12 protein-coding genes and 1 riboswitch are annotated in these 16,097 nt (G+C 64.1%); of the genes, 3 read left to right on the plus strand and 9 right to left on the minus strand.

Going from position 1 to position 16,097, the window contains the following annotated elements:
• Positions 1-19: 19 nt before the first annotated feature.
• Together JMY29_RS04920 and JMY29_RS04925 are read right to left on the minus strand one after the other, a co-directional pair.
• Positions 20-1,858, minus strand: a complete 1,839-nt coding sequence (locus JMY29_RS04920; RefSeq protein WP_189076019.1) for an HNH endonuclease — start codon at positions 1,856-1,858, stop codon at positions 20-22.
• A 125-nt stretch (positions 1,859-1,983) separates the two neighbouring features.
• A complete protein-coding gene (locus JMY29_RS04925) occupies positions 1,984-4,902 on the minus strand; it encodes a chitobiase/beta-hexosaminidase C-terminal domain-containing protein (RefSeq protein ID WP_189076018.1) in 2,919 nt (972 codons plus the stop codon).
• A gap of 216 nt (positions 4,903-5,118) precedes the next feature.
• Here JMY29_RS04925 and JMY29_RS04930 point away from each other — a divergent pair, with 216 nt between their 5' ends.
• Positions 5,119-6,252, plus strand: a complete 1,134-nt coding sequence (locus tag JMY29_RS04930) for an LOG family protein (RefSeq protein WP_189076017.1) — start codon at positions 5,119-5,121, stop codon at positions 6,250-6,252.
• A 13-nt stretch (positions 6,253-6,265) separates the two neighbouring features.
• Here the strand turns inward: JMY29_RS04930 and JMY29_RS04935 are convergent, their stop codons facing one another.
• From JMY29_RS04935 to JMY29_RS04945, 3 genes are all read right to left on the minus strand, one after another.
• Entirely contained in the window at positions 6,266-7,198 is a 933-nt protein-coding gene (locus JMY29_RS04935) for a zinc metalloprotease (RefSeq protein ID WP_189076016.1), read from the minus strand.
• 120 nt (positions 7,199-7,318) lie between these two features.
• Positions 7,319-8,212: a matrixin family metalloprotease gene (locus JMY29_RS04940; protein ID WP_179128333.1), complete on the minus strand. Its 894-nt coding sequence runs from the start codon at positions 8,210-8,212 to the stop codon at positions 7,319-7,321.
• An 86-nt stretch (positions 8,213-8,298) separates the two neighbouring features.
• The gene (locus tag JMY29_RS04945) at positions 8,299-9,462 is read right to left on the minus strand and encodes a VIT1/CCC1 transporter family protein (protein WP_035733445.1); all 1,164 of its coding nucleotides are present in this window, start codon (positions 9,460-9,462) and stop codon (positions 8,299-8,301) included.
• 238 nt (positions 9,463-9,700) lie between these two features.
• Between JMY29_RS04945 and JMY29_RS04950 the strand changes: the two genes are divergently transcribed.
• Positions 9,701-9,892 carry a hypothetical protein gene (locus JMY29_RS04950; protein ID WP_018777074.1) on the plus strand — a complete coding sequence of 64 codons (192 nt, stop codon included), beginning with the start codon at positions 9,701-9,703 and terminating at the stop codon, positions 9,890-9,892.
• On the opposite strand, the gene JMY29_RS04955 is transcribed toward JMY29_RS04950, so the two are convergent.
• Both JMY29_RS04955 and JMY29_RS04960 read right to left on the minus strand, forming a co-directional pair.
• Positions 9,889-10,188, minus strand: coding sequence for a hypothetical protein (locus JMY29_RS04955; protein WP_189076015.1), 300 nt, complete (start codon positions 10,186-10,188; stop codon positions 9,889-9,891). The genes JMY29_RS04950 and JMY29_RS04955 overlap by 4 nt on opposite strands.
• A 16-nt stretch (positions 10,189-10,204) precedes the next feature.
• Positions 10,205-10,324, minus strand: a riboswitch (SAM riboswitch).
• 110 nt (positions 10,325-10,434) lie between these two features.
• Complete coding sequence (locus JMY29_RS04960) at positions 10,435-11,970, minus strand: sodium:solute symporter (protein ID WP_018777076.1); 1,536 nt, start codon at positions 11,968-11,970, stop codon at positions 10,435-10,437.
• Positions 11,971-12,250: 280 nt separating this feature from the next.
• Between JMY29_RS04960 and JMY29_RS04965 the strand changes: the two genes are divergently transcribed.
• Positions 12,251-12,826: a helix-turn-helix domain-containing protein gene (locus JMY29_RS04965; protein ID WP_018777077.1), complete on the plus strand. Its 576-nt coding sequence runs from the start codon at positions 12,251-12,253 to the stop codon at positions 12,824-12,826.
• 33 nt (positions 12,827-12,859) lie between these two features.
• Here JMY29_RS04965 and JMY29_RS04970 read toward each other — a convergent pair whose 3' ends face one another.
• Together JMY29_RS04970 and JMY29_RS04975 are read right to left on the minus strand one after the other, a co-directional pair.
• Positions 12,860-13,765 carry a type IV toxin-antitoxin system AbiEi family antitoxin domain-containing protein gene (locus tag JMY29_RS04970; protein WP_035733454.1) on the minus strand — a complete coding sequence of 302 codons (906 nt, stop codon included), beginning with the start codon at positions 13,763-13,765 and terminating at the stop codon, positions 12,860-12,862.
• Positions 13,766-14,012: 247 nt separating this feature from the next.
• A complete protein-coding gene (locus JMY29_RS04975; protein ID WP_039240095.1) occupies positions 14,013-15,986 on the minus strand; it encodes an APC family permease in 1,974 nt (657 codons plus the stop codon).
• Between the last annotated feature and the right edge of the window lie 111 nt (positions 15,987-16,097).

A 16,097-nucleotide genomic window follows, 5' to 3' on the forward strand; every position in this document is an offset into this window, starting at 1 on the left:
GTGTCTGCTTCGCCCGGTGTCATGTTCTGGGTGGTGTGTGGTGGTGGTTGCGTCGGGGTGTTTGGTGGGGGTCGATGTGGGGTGGGGGGATGAACCAGGGGACGCCGTTTTGGATGGTGATGCGCCAGTGTTCTTTGTGGATGAGGTGGTGGTGGTGGGTGCAGAGCAGGGTGGCGTTGTTTGTTCCTGTGGTGCCGCCTTGTGACCAGTAGGTGATGTGGTGGGCTTCGCACCAGGGTGCGGGGAGGGTGCAGTCGGGGAACGCGCAGCCTTGGTCGCGGGCGGTGATGGCTTTGCGGATGTGGGGTGGGAAGATCCGGGTGGTGCGGCCGATGTCGAGTATTTGGGAGTCGGTGCCGAGCAGGACGGGCAGGATGTCGGCGTCGCAGGCGATTTTGCGGATGGTGTTGGGGTGGATCGGGCCGGTGAAGGTCGCGGTGCCGGTACTGACAGTGTTCCGGAGGCGCGGCTGCTTCGGGGTGTTGGTTTCTTCTGTGGCGCTCGTGGTGGTGTGGGTGAGTTGTTGGAAGAGGTCGTGGTGGTCGATGGTGACGGTGAGTTGGGGTCGGAGTCCGCCGTTGCTGGGCAGTTTCCCGGTGGTCATGGCTACGGCGCAGGCTCCGACGAGGCCGTCGAGGAGTTTCTGGGCGCGGGAGCGCCGGTCCAGCCCGGGGCCCGCACCGTTCGGAACACCCGCATCCGGTGCCGACGCGGTCGCCGTGCCGTGGTCAGCGCCTAGGGCCGTGCCCTGAACCGTGCCTTGGACAGTGCCTTGGTCAGGGCCGGTGGTGTTGGTGAGTCGTGGGTTGGTGGCGGCGTTCATGGCGGTGGTGAGGGTTTCGTATTGTTCGGTGGTGGCGAAGATTTCCAGGTGGTGGAGTCCGTGGCGGCGTTGGCGGCGGAGGAACGCGCCTTGGACGTGGCGGAGGGCTTCTTCGGTGGGTTCGGGGCCGTTGTGGTCGATGTGGTCGATCCAGCGGTTGGCCATTGTGGTGACGAAGTCGGGGTCGGATTGTGTGGCGGTGGTGGTGAGGGCGTGTTCCATGCCGGTGAGGGTGTCCGGGTCGGTGAAGTGTTGGGCTTTGTCCAGGGCGGTGCTGATGATCGTCGCGGACCGGGACGGGACCTGTCCGGTGTGGAGGGCGTCGGCGAGTCTTTGACGACGGGCCGGGATTTCCTGGCCGGTTATTCCGGCCCCGGGCAGGACATCGGTGGCGAGGGCGAGCCGGCGCCGTGCTTCGCCGATCCCGATCCGCAACCGGGCCCGGAGGAACTCCGCCGCGTTCCGGTACCCATCATCCAAAACACTGCCACCACCAGCACCATCAGCACCATCAGCACCATCAGCAGCAGCAGCCAGGACGGAGTCACCGCCACCGCCACCTTCTGACTCACCGGCTGGTTCTGTCCACCCCGTCCGCCATTCCTGCGCGCCGGACGCCGGGGACTGTCCAGGCTGCTGTGCCGGCGCCGCACGCTGCGCCTCCGTCCGGGTCCGCTCCACAGTCTGCGCCGCAACGACCTGGAGGTACTCAAGGGCCCGGGAAATCTCTTCGACCGATCCTGCGAAATCTGCGGCTTCCGTGAAGTCAAACAGCCGTGTCTCCTCGGCCGCGAGTGAACGCACAGCTGCCACTGCTGCAGCACCCAATGCCAGCGATTCGGCGAGTCCTGCAGCTCCGGCGCGGCCCTCAAATGACATACCGGCGGTTGGCCGCGCGCCAGGGTCGCTGCCGGTGAGCGCGGCGGCGAGTGACGCCGTCGAACCTGTTTTCTCGCTGTGGCGGACGCGTCGGGGCAGGACTTTGGCGCCGGGCGAACCTGCCCGCCGCGCCAAAACATCCCCAATGCTTCCCATGCATTAACCCTGCCAGGAGGGTCTGACATTTTTGGCAGCCCACCCCGGACAGGCTCCGGACATGGCTGACGCGGGCCGAAGAGTCTGGGGGAAAACTCCGACCCGCGCCAGGTCCATGGGGTTGGCTAGCCGATGATCTTCATGGCCTGCCAACCGGTGCCGAGGCTAGTGGGCGGGACGTTGCTGAGAGTCCCGTTGCCGCTGCCTGGGTAGAGCCACAGGGTGTCTCCGATGCGGCCGATGACGTCGTTCTTGTTATCGCCGTCGAGGTCCCGGGGGCCTGCGATCGATGTTCGGTTGTCCCAACCCGTGGAGATTTGCTTCCATGCGAGCCATCCGCGGGTTCCATCGCCGGGGTAGAGCCAGAGGGCGCCAGTATCCGAACGCCTGGCCAGCACGTCTCCCGTACCATCTCCATTAAAGTCCCCGGTGCTCAGAATTGCATTCATAACATTCCAGCCGGTTCCAATCGTGATTGGCGTCCGGAGCCCGCCGCTGCCGTTGCCTTCGTAAAGGCGCAGATCGCCGGTGCTCCGCCTGGCGATCAGGTCAGGGATTCCGTCGCCACTGAAGTCGCCCGGGGAGAACAACTGGCTCATGGTGCTCCATCCGGTGCTCACCTGGACCCTGGCGCCGAAGCTGCCGGCGCCGTCGCCCGGGTAGAACCACAGGACGTCACCTGCACGGGCCAGCAGGTCCGGTTTGCCGTCCCGGTTGAAGTCGCCGGGGGTTATGGTGTCGGTGATCGTGGACCATGCAGGTGCCGCCAAGGCCGTTTGCCGCGGCCCCAGACCGCCTCCGCCATTGCCCGGGTAGAGGTACAGGTTGCCGGCAGTATCGGAGGACAAGACGTCGGCCTTGCCGTCGCCGTTGAAGTCATGGGACGACGGCGGCCCGGCTGCGGGAACGCTGTACGTCTGGGTTCCAATGGGTGAGGTGTTCCCTGCAGCGTCCACACCGACGTACTTCAGGGTCAGCTGTGATGTCCCCATGACAAGCGGAGCCGAATACTTGAAGTTGGTGGCAGACTCCGTAGCCGTGGGGCTGCTGCCGTCTGTGGTGTAGTAGATGCTTGCGCCTGGTTCATCGGCGGAAAGCGTGATGGTTGCCCCGCTGGCCAGCGCACGGCTGATTGGGTTTGCCGTCACCACAGGCGCCCGCGTGTCAGGCGGAACGTTGTAGGTCTGCGTGACGACATCGGACACGTTTCCGGCAGGATCCATGGCGAAGAATTTCAGGGTCATCGGATCCGGGCCCGCGAAGACAATCGGCGTGGAGTAGACCAAGCCTGCAGTGAGGGGATCGCTGCTGTCCTTGGTGTACTTGATCACGGAGTTTGCCTCGTTGGACGTAAGCGTGATGCTGGTGCCCGGGGCGTAGGCGCCGCCCAGCGGGTTGGCCGTCACCACAGGCTTGGTCACGTCCGGGCCGGTGGAGTAGCTCTGAGTCACGACGGCCGACGGATTGTTCGCAGCGTCCACGGCGAAGTACTTCAGCGTCAGTGGACCATTCACGGTGATCGGCGTGGCATATTTGGCACTCGCGGTGGTGGGGGTCGTCCCGTCCAGCGTGTAGAAGATCGTCGCAGGTTCGTTCGCGGACAGGGTGACCTTTTGCCCGATGTCATAGGTGCCGCCGGGCGGTGTCGCCGTCACTTCGGGTGCAACGACGTCGGCCGTGATGTGGGCCTCGAACTCGGACAAGCCGACGTTCGTGGTGGAGCCGCTCACGGAGGTGATGTTGAAGCGGACCGAACTGACTGTCCGTGCCGGGAAATTCACTGTGAGTCCCGAACCGTTGTTAGGCAGGGCGCCCACTGGCACGGTGCTGCCATCCGGGAAGGCCAGGTTGCCGCCGGTTACCTGGTCGCTGAGGATCGGCCGGTCAAAAAGCGTCACGGCGTTGATGGTCCGGGCAGGGGAGAAGTTGTACTGGATCCAGCTGCCTGCCTTGCCGCCGTTGGTGACCCATTCGCGGTTGGCGTCCATGGGCGTACCCCATGCGTACCCGTCGCGGGCCTTCTCGGGGCTCTGCCCCGAGGCCTTCTGCGAAGAAGCGCTCACTGTTGTGCCTGCTGATTTGGCAGCATTGCCCGTCCACTCGATGGCCGTGATGTACTGCCGTTTGAGCCAGTCGCTGTAAGGCGGCGCCGGGCAGGGAGTGTCGCAGAGGTATTTATCGAAATCGGCGAAGCGCACAAAGGTGTTGACTTTGTTGGTCAGGTCCGCGCCCGTCACATTCTGGGCGTATTCATCGATTACATAGGCGTCGTATGCAGATGCCGTATGGGGTCCCGTGTAGGCCCTGCTGGCCAGCTGGGCAAACTTTGCCGTGGCCCAGTGATCGCTGTGGTCGTAGGGGTCCTGGTAATTTCCCGTCCAATCCTGGGTCCGGAAGGTGGTGGGTTGGTAATTGGCCACCAGCTGGTTCAACGTCGTCTGGAATTGCGCCTTGGTAAACGCTGCGGCCCCATCAACCGGACGGATGGAGCTGAGCCGGCCGTCCCACAGTTTCAGGATGCTCTGGCCGTTGTAGCGGCTGCTGCCCCTCCCATCCGGGAAGCCATCCGGAAGCCGCATGAAAACGACGGAAACGTTGGGTGCCGCATTCAAGGTCTGAAGGGTGAGGGGTCGGCCCGGAACGCCCGCGTCGGAGGTGGTCCAGGCATCGGCTACACCCGCCATTTTCGCGTAGCTTGCCCTGATTCCCGCTTCCAGGCTGTTCCAGTACGCAGCCCCTTCACCGGCTTCACCCGCCGTTGCGTACACGGTCTGCACGCAGCGCTTGGACTGGATGTCACGCATGAAATCCGGACTGATGAAAATCAGGTCATCATCGGTGTGGGCCACTATCTGCATGGCGCCGCCTGTGCCCGGGCACGGCGGGACCGCAGCAGCGGCAGGCGCCGCCATACCAACGGTCAGGGCAGAAAAGGCAACAGAGGAACCCAGCAGGAAAACAAGGATTTTCCGGAAAAGGGAACGGGTGCTGAACAGGGTGAAATGAGTATGACGCCGAGCGTATTTTGGACGGTCCACAACCATGCTCCTCGAGCAGATGTTGGGCCCCCCAGCCGGCAAGCTTACGACGCCTCCGCGACGTCATTTCCTGAATTCAGTTGGGTACTGCAAATACTTTTCATGGATCGAAAGTGGAGCAGTGATCGATACTGTACTCCTCGCGGAAATTCATGGCTAGGGTCCAGACCGGTATGGGCGAAATCCCAGTGGCGCGGGCAAGCCCGCTACTAGGCTGAAACCATGAACCGCACGGCAGCGCTAAACCCAAGTCCTCGAACACTCGACGTCGAAAGCGTGGTTCATTTCGATCGGCTGGTCGGTGCCGGAGCCCGGTCAATGCACGGTTGGCACGCGCAGTCGTTGGACCTTCGCGGCTACTCGCGCCAGCTCAAAGCGATGGATCCGCAAGGTGCCATCTTCCTCGGCTGCACCTTCGACACCGGCGTGGAAGAAAGTCTGCGAAGCCGTGGCGCACTGATCTTTCCGAAGCTGCTGGGTGTTCCCTTTGACCCGTACCGCGGCACTCTCTACACCCCGGCGGAGCTCTACCGGGACATCCCGGCTACTGAGTACGAGTCCACCCTCGACGCGCAGGTCTACCAGTGGAGCATCCTGCCCGGCCAGCGTCAGAGCCTCGACGCCACGCTCGCCGCAGCGCTGCACGATCACGCCATAGGCGACGCCCTGGACGAGGCATTGGATCAGGGCCCCTTCGCAGGTAGCAGGATTGTGGGAGTCATGGGCGGCCATGCCGCCCAGCGAGGATCCAGGGAATTCGCCGACGCCGCCCGGCTGGGCAGCCTGCTCGCCCAAGCCGGCTTCGCCGTCGCCACGGGCGGGGGTCCCGGTGCCATGGAAGCGGCCAATATGGGCGCCTACTTCAGCGGAAGGCCCGACGCCGAACTGCAGGCGGCCCTTGCGACACTCGCCGATGTCCCGGGGTTCAGGCCCTCGGTGACGGCTTGGGCGCGTCAGGCGGCGGCCGTCGTCGAACATTACCCGCAAGGCACCCCGACCCTCGGCATCCCTACCTGGTTCTACGGGCACGAGCCGCCCAATCTGTTCGCCACCCACATCGCCAAGTACTTCGCCAACGCCATCAGGGAAGCCATCCTGTTGGAAGTCTGCAACGGCGGGATCGTGTTCCTGCCGGGAGCGGCAGGCACGGTGCAGGAAATTTTCCAGGACGCCTGTGAGAACTACTACGGCGCGCCCGAAACCATTACCCCCATGGTCCTGGTGGGCCGCGAACACTGGGAACGGACCTTCCCGGCGTGGCCTATGCTGCAGAGCCTGGCCGCCGGGAAGCCCATGGCGGAGCGTATCTTTTTGGTGGACACGGTGGAGGATGCGCTCGCGGTGTTGGCCCGCTAAGACACAGCCCGGATCAGAAGTCTTTGCTGCAAGGACCTGAACCCAGTTCCGCGAGCCCCGTCAGGTCGCCTGCGGCATATTCCCGTACCCACGATGCCTGCCCGAACATGAGTTGCCGGGGATCGTCCACGTGGTCCAGGCCCACCAGGTGTCCGAGCTCGTGCATGATGACTGCCACGCCGATGTCCTCCCCGTCCGGGGTGTCCACGATCCCGGCAAACTGTGGTGCATCCAGTGAGACTGTCCCGGTCACGTATGCCTTGTAGCCGTTGCTCAGGCCAATGGAGGAGCTTCCGCCCAGACCCACCGTCTGCCCGTTCAGGCGCGGAACCTGCTCCGGGGTGCTCCAGGCGATCAGCACCGGCGCCCAACGGTCCCCGTATCTGGCCGGCTGGTACCCGGAACGGTTGGGGGAGGGAACCTCGGAACTCGGTCCGTCGTAAATGAATCTCAACCCCGTAGCTCTCCCGGTTTCATGGACGGCCTTCTCCACAAGAACCTGCCAGGAAGCCGGTGCGAGGTCCGAATTCACCACGTAGTGGATGGGCCTGCAGGGCGAGTACGCCAAGGGCGTGCCGTCTTCTTTGACTGCCAGGAACTTGTACGAGCTGCTGGCTTGGACCAGCGGGGGCGGCGTGCCGAGGGGCGCGTCGGCTTCTTCACGTCCGGGCAGGGGATCGTCCCGTTGTCCGAAGGGTGCCAGCCCGGGACGTGGCGGCTGGCTCTGGCTTTCCGATGATCCGTAGAGGAATTGCTGCAGCTCTCCGCCGAAATAGGCTCCGGCGCACACGAGCCCCAGGATGCCCAGCAGGAACAGGATGGCGGCGACGCTGCTGTGCTTGATCGGCGGGCGGGGCTCAGGCGGCTCGTGCGGACCCGAAGGCGGAAGGTAATGGGGCCGGGGAGGATCCGGGTCCGGCCACTTGGACGACCCATAAGGTTCCATGGAACCCCCTGACGTGGAGGCCGCGGACGGGCGGTGGGGCGCCGCCGTCGGCCGTATTCGCCAGCATAGGTCCAGTGTCCCCGTGAGTCCATGGCCTTTGTACCCAACGCCTGAAAGCTGCTAGATGTCCTTGCGGCAGGGGGCTGATGCCAGGAGATGCAGGCCGTTCAGGTCACCGGCGGCCAGACCGTCCGGTGCCCCGATTTCCGGGTACATGAGCTGGATCGGATCGTCCACATGGTCCAGTCCCATCACGTGTCCCAGCTCGTGCTGCATGACGGCAAGGACGTAGTCCGCGCCGCCGGGATCGGCCAGAAGTTCCGCGATCTGGGGTGTGTCCAGCTCCAGGCTTCCGGTGATGTAGCTTTTGGGGCCCTTGTCCAGCGAATACATGGTGCTGCCGCCCGTGCCGATGACCTTCCCTTCAAGGGCCGGTGCCACTTCTGGTGTGGTCCACGAGATCAGCAGGGGAGCCCACCGGTCGCCGTAGCGGTTGGGTTGGTAGGGCTCGCGCCGGTCCGCGGGTTGTTCGTCGGTTGTTCCGTCGTTGACGAACTGGATGCCCGAGGCTGCAGAGATATTGGCAATGGCCGTCGCCAGGAGGGGGTCGGTTCCCTCGGGAGCGGAGGCGTTGTTCACCACGTAGTGCAGCGGCCGGCAAGGGGAATAGCCCACCGGGGTGCCGTCGTCGTTCATGGCCAGGAACTTGTATGAATCATTGGTGGTGCCCGGTGCCGTCGGCGAGGCCAGCGGGGCGTCAGCTTCCTCAAGTCCCGGCGGTGGCGCGTCCGGAATGCGGGCCGAGGTGGGCTGTATCTTCCCGGTTTGCGGGCCGCCCGGGACGCTGACGCCCGGGAACAGTGCCGTGATGCGGGGGTCGCCATTCAGGAACCAGGACACCAGCACAGCGACCGTCGCCGCGATGAATGCCATCAGCAGGCCGAGCAGAACGCGCTGGGTTGTTCCCGATCGCCGGTGCTTCGGCACGTGCGTAGCTTCCCGCTCCCAGTCCACGGTTCTCCATTCCTCAGGCCCTTGGTCACGCGGGGCAGCGCGGAGGACGAACCAACATTACGGTCTGCCGGGGGAGCAGTCCAAACTCAGACGATCGCCGCGCCGAACAGCAAACCGAGACCGTAGGTGGCAGCAGCTGCTCCCAGCCCGATGGCCAGTTGCCGCAGGCCGCGGCTGAGCGGCGACGTACCGGACAGCAAACCCACGACGGCGCCTGTCGCCAGCAGCGCGATGCCCACCAGGACTCCGGCCACCAGGAGCGCGGCCATACCCGTCATCCCGAAAAGGAAGGGCAGGATCGGAACGATGGCTCCCGAGGCGAAGAAGCAGAAACTGGACAGCGCCGCGCCCCACGCCGAACCCACCGATTCATGCTCATCGGCCACCGGTTTCTCGGGCTGCAGGGAGAGGCTGGGATCGCAGTCGCAGCTGAACAATCCCATGCGCTCGGCTGCCCGGTGCTCGGCGGCTTCGCGGGTCATGCCGCGTGCCAGGTAAACCAGGACCAGCTCGTTGTGGTCGATGTCCAGCGACGGGGCTGCGGTGAGGGTGGCCTGGGTGGGGAGGGTGGCGTTGAGCAGTTCGCGTTGCGAGCGGACGGAGACGTATTCGCCGGCACCCATGGACAGTGCGCCGGCCAGGAGCCCTGCAACGCCGCTCATGAGGACCACGGAACTCGGTACACCCGTCGCGGCCATGCCCATGACCAGCGACAGGTTGCTCACCAAACCGTCGTTGGCGCCGAAAACTGCTGCGCGGAAGGTACCCGAGAGCCGGTTGCGTCCACGGGTCGCCAGGCCCCGGACTACTTCCTCGTGGATTTGTTCATCGGCCACCATCGCGGGGGTGGCGGCCGGCTCGGTTCCGTAGGGGGAGCGGCCCTCTGCACGTTGCGCCAGGGCCAGGACGAAGACCGAACCGAAGTTGCGGGCCAGGAACCCCAGGAACTGGCTGCGGGCGGAAGCTGCCTTGGGCATGCCTGCGTGCTCACCCAGGAGTTTGAGCCAGTGCGCTTCATGCCGCCCTTCGGCTTCGGCCAGAGCCAGCAGGATCTGCCGTTCCTCGCCGTCGCGGCGCTGGGCGAGTTCGCGGTAGACCGCAGCCTCGGCGCGTTCATCGGCAAGGTACTGCCGCCAACGCCTGATGTCCGACGCAGTGGGTGCTGCCGGGTCTGCGGTGTGGTGGAGGGCTGCGGGTTCGATGGCGGGGTCCGGAGCGGGGCTCGACGAACTGTGGGATTCCTGGTGCATCTGCACTTTATCTCCTGTGCTGGGTGGGGTAGTTGCGGCCCCATTGCACGCCCCACACTACCGCTTATTTGCAGGGTTTTTTGGCTGGTATTCCTTAGCTGGAATGTTCGGTGTACCGTAATTTCCGGCTCTGCTTGACCCTCGCTTTGGCCGGTGCTCAGATGGAAGGACAGGGGCGGGGAGCCTCCCCGCACTCGGTTAGCGGGCTCTTACAGGCCCACGGGACGGAGGTTGCACCATGGACACCACCGAATCACACGCCAAGTACCCGGAACGCACCACCATCGAGTCGGACCCGGCCTACGACTACGCCGAAGACCAGGAAGTGGACGAGCCCTGGGTTGAGGAAGTGGACGCCCCCGAGGACGATGAACGGGTGGTGCCGATCGATGAGACCGAGGAATTCCGTGGGGAGGAAGAGGAAATCTAGTCCTCGTCCCGGCTGCCGAGGGCGAACAGGCGCGGCTGGCCATCCCGTTTTCCTGTCGCGGCCACAGTAACCGTCAGGGTCCGGGACGCCTCGCACCACGTTGAGGGCCGGACGGCCTGGGCCAGCGCTTTGGCGATCTGCTGCGGATGGGGATGCCGGAAGAACAGGGTTTCGTTCCTGGCCACTATGGTGACCGTGCCCAGGTAAAGGTCGACGGCGGGGATCACCGTGACGGTCCGGGCTTCGGTTTGGCCGGTGGTGCTGTGGGCGTGGCTGGTATCGCTCTGATACGGCAAGGTGCTGCTCCTGTGGAGAGTGCTCTTGCCCGCTCGGTTGTCTCAGGTCCGGGACGGGCCGCTTCCTCATCCGAACCACCCGTGAACATGGGGTTGGTGCATGGCCAGTCGGAGCTTGGCGCCACATCTCTTGAAGCTGGGACAACAGTACCGCACCTGCGGTTATGAAGGCCCTTTTGCCGGGAACAAAACGACGGCGGTGCTGCCCCCGTGAAGGGGGCGGCACCGCCGTCGGGTATTGCCTGGTTACTTGCTGCTGCCCACCGGGTGGACTTCCGGCGGCAGTTCCTCGGAGATGGCGCCGGCTACGCGCTTGTCCCAGGCCTCGCGGACGGCTGCGTCCGTGGGCGGAGTCAGCAGGGAGACCACGACGTAAACCACCAGGGAAGCACCGAGGCCCCAGTAGATGGGCTCGTTGGCGTAGACGCCGTCTTCGCTCGGGATGACACCAACCGCGTACATGATGAGCAGGGCCAGTGTCAGAACTGAGCCGACTGCCATGGACCATGCAGCCGCGATGCCCGTTCCGCGCTTCCAGACCAAGCCGCCGAGAATGGCGACCAGGAGTCCGCCTACCAGGATGTCGTAGGCGATGGTCAGGGCAACAACGACGTCCTGAGCTGCCATGGAAATCAGGACGGCAACGATGCCCAGGCCCAGGACCCAGTAGCGGTTAGCCTTGACGTCGTGCTCGGGGTTTTCCGTGTCGTCGGTGTTGATCGTCTTGCCGAACCAGCTGGCCACGAACGGGACAACGTCTGCGCGGGCCACCGTAGCGGCGGCGATCAGGGCGCCCGAAGCGGTGGACATCATCGCAGCCACAGCCGCGGCCATCACCAGTCCGCCGATGCCGACGGGCAGGATGTGGGTTGCCACCTCTGCGTAGACAACGTCCTTGCCGAGGTTGGCGACATCGATGTCCGGGAGGGCGACGCGGGCAGCCAGGCCGATCAGTGCGCCGGCGATGCCGTAGAGGATGCAGTAAACACCGGCGGTAGCTCCGCCCCAGCGTGCAACGGTGGCGGTCTTGGCGGTGAAAACGCGCTGCCAGATGTCCTGGCCGATCAGGAGGCCGAGGGTGTAGACCACGAAGTAAGTGATGATGGTCTGGACGCCGATGCCGTCGATCTGGAAGAAGCTGGCGTCAAGGCGCTCACGGATGCCGTCCATTCCGCCGGCTGCGTTCAGGACGAACGGCAGCATCAGGAAGAAAATGCCTACGGTCTTGATGAGGAACTGCACCTGGTCTGCCAAGGTGATGGACCACATGCCGCCGATGGTTGAGTAGACCAGCACGATGGCGCCGCCGACGGCGATTGCCAACCAGCGTTCCCAGTCGAAGAGCACCACGAAGATGGTGGCGTAGGCGCCGGTGGACGTGGCGCAGAGCATGAGGGTGTAGGCCAACATCACGATTCCGGATGTCTGGGTGGCTTTGCTGCCGTATCGCAGGCTCAGCATTTGGGAGACCGTGTAGATCTTCAACCGCTGGATGGTGCCGGCGAACAGGAGGCTAAGGAGCAGCACGCCGGAGCCGATGGCCACCACGAGCCACATGCCGGAGATGCCGAACTTGTAGCCGAGGCCCACGCCGCCCACGGTGGATGCGCCACCGAGGACCACGGCGGCCATGGTGCCTGTGTAGAGGAAGGGTCCCAGGCGGCGGCCGGCCACCAGGAAGTCGCTGTTGTTCTTTGTGCGGGACTTGCCCCACCAGCCGAAGGCCAGCATGGCGAGCAGGTACACCACCACGATTGCGATATTAATAGCCGAAGATTCCATGAACGGTCCTTGGAGCTGATGCACGGAGGTTGGGGTTTTCGACGATACTCCTGCGATGCGTCGAAGTCTCTGTGCGGATGATTGGAGATTTGGGTTTGGAGCTTGGGGATGTGTTGTGTGCCTCACAGACAACACTTGTTGCCTATGAGGATATGTTGTGATCGGAGTAACAGTCAAGATCCTTTGGACTTGGTTACGCCCGCAGTGGCCCTGTTGGCGTGCCTCCCGGCTACTATTGCTCCAATGACAGGGCCACATGACAGGCCTGAAAGGTTCGTGAATGAAGGCTCTACCCGTTGAACCGAGCAATGTTCCCGTTGCCATCGGTTCCAGAATCCGCGCAGCCCGGCAAGCGCAGCGCCTCACCATCGAGCAGGTTGCGGACGCCACCGGGTTGACCAAAGGCTTCCTGAGCCGCGTGGAGCGCGACCTGACGTCGCCGTCGGTGGCTTCCTTGGTGACCCTCTGCCAGGTTCTGTCCGTCTCCGTCGGCGACTTGTTCGCCGCGCCGGAGACCCATCTGACGCGTCGCGACGACGGCCCCAGGATCTCGCTGGGCGGCCAAGGCATTGTGGAACGCCTGCTGACCGCACGTTCCGAGCGGCGCCTGCAGATACTCCAAGCCACCATCGAGCCCCGCGGGCGCGGCGAAAACGAGCTTTACGCGGTGGACTGCGACGTGGACGTGCTGCATGTGGTCAAGGGCCGCATCAAGCTCATCCTGACCAACGAAGAATACGACCTCGAGGAAGGGGACACCCTCTCCTTCCCGGGCCGCGAACCGCATACGTGGATCAACCCGACGGACGAAACCGTGGAAGTGCTCTGGGTACTGGTGCCCGCAGCAAGCCGGTAGTTTTCCCTCCCGGCGTTGTGCACTCCCTCCCAGTTACCTCCTGTATTGGAAGCCAGGGACCGGGCCGATCCCCGAAAGTCCGGGGCTCGGCTGGGCAAAGCCGTCCACCAACCGGGCGGGATCGTCACGACGCAGCTTGAGAACCGCCTGGATCTCCGCGATCACGCGCTCCGGCTCGAACCAGATGACTTCCGGTGGGTACCTCAGGACCAAATACCCGTTGATGGTGGAGGCGTTGTTGCGTGCCAAGTCGTTGCGGAGGGCCTTTCTATCGGAGTGAAACGCGAAGCCGTCCACTTCAATAATGAGGAACTCTTCCAGAAGGAGGTCGACGCGCCCGATGCCAGGTATTGCCACTTGGGCGTCGAATGCAATGCCGTGGGTGCGGAGCAGATGCTGTGCATCGACCTCCACAATGGACTCTGCACGCAGGTCGAGATCCTTGAGCGCGTTGAGGACGGGCCGCGACCTGTCTCCCTGCAACTGTTCCTTCAGCAGTTCCAACGGCACACCGTGCAGTCGAACCGCCGAGATTGCCATTGCCGTTGAAGCGGGCGGCGCCAGGCAAGCCATGGCATGTAGGACTACATCTTCCACCGCGGCGATTGGGAGGCTGGGATGAGGTTCGAATCTCATGGTCCTGTGCCTGACGAACCCGGTGCCGTGACCGTGATCGCATGCCAGATGGTGGAGATCAGGTGCTTTGCGTATCCACAATCCGTAGTGTTGAGCTGCGCTGGCGCAGGAGACGTAGGAGTTGTAGCGGAGGGCGGTTGCCAACTCGGGTCTGTGATCCGCAAGCATGAAGATGCCCCGCCGGGGTTGTTTCGCACCCTTGCTTGGAAGGCGCGCGATGTCCCGGCGCGAATAGCCTGCGGCCAGGAGTTGTCCGGTCCGAGCCACGCCGCCTACTTTTTCGAGGTACTGGAAGGCGTCCATCGGACCAGTCCACAGGCTTCCAACGTTCCACGAAATGACGCACTTGCCGTATGTGGGCAACTCCAGCCGACGCTCCATCCCGGTTTGAGCTCCTGGTGGCGGCGCTCCTCCCCGGTTGCCGCCGCCCTTCGTCCCACGGGCCAAGCGGAGCGCCCGAAATCCGGGGATGAGCGGAGTCCGCGGGGGGACGAACTGGGGAGGAGCGCAGCCTGCGAAGGGACTAACCGGGCAGGAGCGTGCGAGGCGGCTAGCCCACGTGGACCCAGGGGCGCCGGGTGATGTCCGGCTCGGCTTCCCGGAGCACTTCGCGGGTTACGGGCGCGATCTCCCCTTCGCCGAAGAAGAGGAAGCGGCTCAGGTTCGAAATCGGGTTGCCCTCAGTCCACCGGAAGTAGATGTGCGGCATGAAGCCGGTGACGTCGCGGATGTGGAGGAGTACTGCCGCCAGCGTGTTCGGCACATTGTTGCTGTGCACTTCCAGGATCTTGAACCCGTGCCGTTCCTTGCCCACCACCTGGAGTTCCTGCTCGAAGTCTGAACTGTCGTCCACGATGATCTCGATGAAGACGGCGTCGCAGTCCAGGGGGAGGTGGTTGGCCTGCTGGGCGTGCTGCAGCTTCTCCCGGTACCTGTCGGCACTGAAGCGTTTGGGTTCGTGCGCGATGATCCGGACCGGTCCGTGCGTGTTGTTGGCCGTGAACTCCAGGGCCTTCCGGTCCATCTTGATGTGCGTGGCCCGCAGCTCGAATGCCCGCCTCATCCTGGAGACGAAGCTGACCACCAGAATGCCAAGGATGAACAGGGCGGCAATTTTCAGGCCGTCCGGGCGCTCGATGGAGTTGACCACGGTGGTGTAAACGAAGACCAGGGAAATGAGGCCGAAGCCGATGACCTGTGCTTTTTGCTTCCTTCGGCGTGCCGACAGCGTCACGGCGATGGACGCGGAAGTGATCAGGACCAGCACGCCAGTGGCATAGGCGCCACCCTGGGCATTGACATCAGCCTGGAAGATGATGGTGACGATGAAGGCGATGACCGTGAAGACGAGGACCAGGGGGCGGAGTGCCCGCGCCCAGGCCGGTGCCATGCCGTAGCGCGGCAGGTACCTGGGAACAAGGTTCAACAATCCGGCCATCGCGGAGGCACCGGCGAACCACAGAATGGCGATTGTGCTGATGTCGTAAACGGTTCCAAAGCCATCGCCCAAGAACTTATGCGCGAGGTAGGCAAGGGCGCGGCCATCGGCCTTTCCGCCGGGTTCGAATTCAGCGGCCGGAATCAACATGATCGTGGTGAAGCTGGAGGTGATGAGGAACGAGCTCATAATGATCGCGGCGGTGGTCAGGAGCTTGTGGGCACCCTTGATGCGGCCGGCCGGATTGGCTTCCGTGTCCGTGGCATGGCCTTTGATCTGGGGCATGACGGCGACGCCTGTTTCAAAACCCGAGAGGCCCAGCGCCAAGCGGGGGAACACCAGCAATGCCAGGGCGATCATCATGATCGGATCGCCGTGGGAGGTGGTCAAAGCAGTCCACCAGTCCGTGATGACGCGGGTCTCGGTGAAGACGTGGCCGATGGATACGGCGATGACCACAAGGTTGAGCATCAGGAAGGCGCCCACCAGGACGACGGCCACGTTGATGGCCTCCTTGAATCCGCGGAGGAAAACGATGCCCAGACCCGCGATGAGCGCCAGGGTGATGGCGACGTTCTGGCCTTCAAGGAAGTCCGGCGCGAACGGGTTCTCGATGAGGTGGGCCGTGGCGTCGGCAGCCGACAACGTAATGGTGATCATGAAGTCCGTGGCCGCGAAGCCAAGGAGTGCCAGGACGAAGAGCTTGCCGCCCCAGCGGGGGAGGAGCCGCTCCAGCATGGAAATGGAGCCCTCGCCGCGTGGACTTTCCTTTGCCACCCGGCGGTAAACCGGCAGCGCTCCGGCCAGGGTTGCTGTGACCAGCAGCAACGTCGCCAGGGGAGAAAGCAGGCCCGCTGCCAGGGCGGCGATGGCGGGCTGGTATCCCAGCGTCGAGAAGTAGTCCAGGCCCGTGAGGCACATGACCTTCCACCAGGCCTGCGGCTTGTGGGACTCCGAGGGCTGGCCGTGGGGGCCTTGCCGCTTGCCTGAAGTGTCCGGCATTCCCTCAAGCAACCAGGGTTTGAGCTTGAAGGAATTCTTGGGCCGGTTGGCCGGGTCGGCCGGAGGCCTCGACAGGGTGGTCACGGTGTCCTTTCGCGCAGCACGGTACTGCTTCCGCATGGAGCGTATGGCCCGGTTCGACGCCGGGACACCGGTTTTTATGGAATCTTTACGCCTGCTGTGAGCGGCGTCTCA

The organism is Paenarthrobacter nicotinovorans, assembly GCF_021919345.1.
GTDB lineage: Bacteria > Actinomycetota > Actinomycetes > Actinomycetales > Micrococcaceae > Arthrobacter > Arthrobacter nicotinovorans.

Excerpts from the sequence above, each read along its gene's own strand:
- JMY29_RS04965 (WP_018777077.1), top strand. The coding sequence starts at position 12,251 with ATGAAGGCTCTACCCGTTGAACCGAGCAATGTTCCCGTTGCCATCGGT.
- JMY29_RS04930 (WP_189076017.1), top strand. The coding sequence starts at position 5,119 with ATGAACCGCACGGCAGCGCTAAACCCAAGTCCTCGAACACTCGACGTC.
- JMY29_RS04935 (WP_189076016.1), bottom strand. The coding sequence starts at position 7,198 with ATGGAACCTTATGGGTCGTCCAAGTGGCCGGACCCGGATCCTCCCCGG.
- JMY29_RS04950 (WP_018777074.1), top strand. The coding sequence starts at position 9,701 with ATGGACACCACCGAATCACACGCCAAGTACCCGGAACGCACCACCATC.
- JMY29_RS04925 (WP_189076018.1), bottom strand. The coding sequence starts at position 4,902 with ATGGTTGTGGACCGTCCAAAATACGCTCGGCGTCATACTCATTTCACC.
- JMY29_RS04960 (WP_018777076.1), bottom strand. The coding sequence starts at position 11,970 with ATGGAATCTTCGGCTATTAATATCGCAATCGTGGTGGTGTACCTGCTC.
- JMY29_RS04920 (WP_189076019.1), bottom strand. The coding sequence starts at position 1,858 with ATGGGAAGCATTGGGGATGTTTTGGCGCGGCGGGCAGGTTCGCCCGGC.
- JMY29_RS04945 (WP_035733445.1), bottom strand. The coding sequence starts at position 9,462 with ATGCACCAGGAATCCCACAGTTCGTCGAGCCCCGCTCCGGACCCCGCC.
- JMY29_RS04970 (WP_035733454.1), bottom strand. The coding sequence starts at position 13,765 with ATGGACGCCTTCCAGTACCTCGAAAAAGTAGGCGGCGTGGCTCGGACC.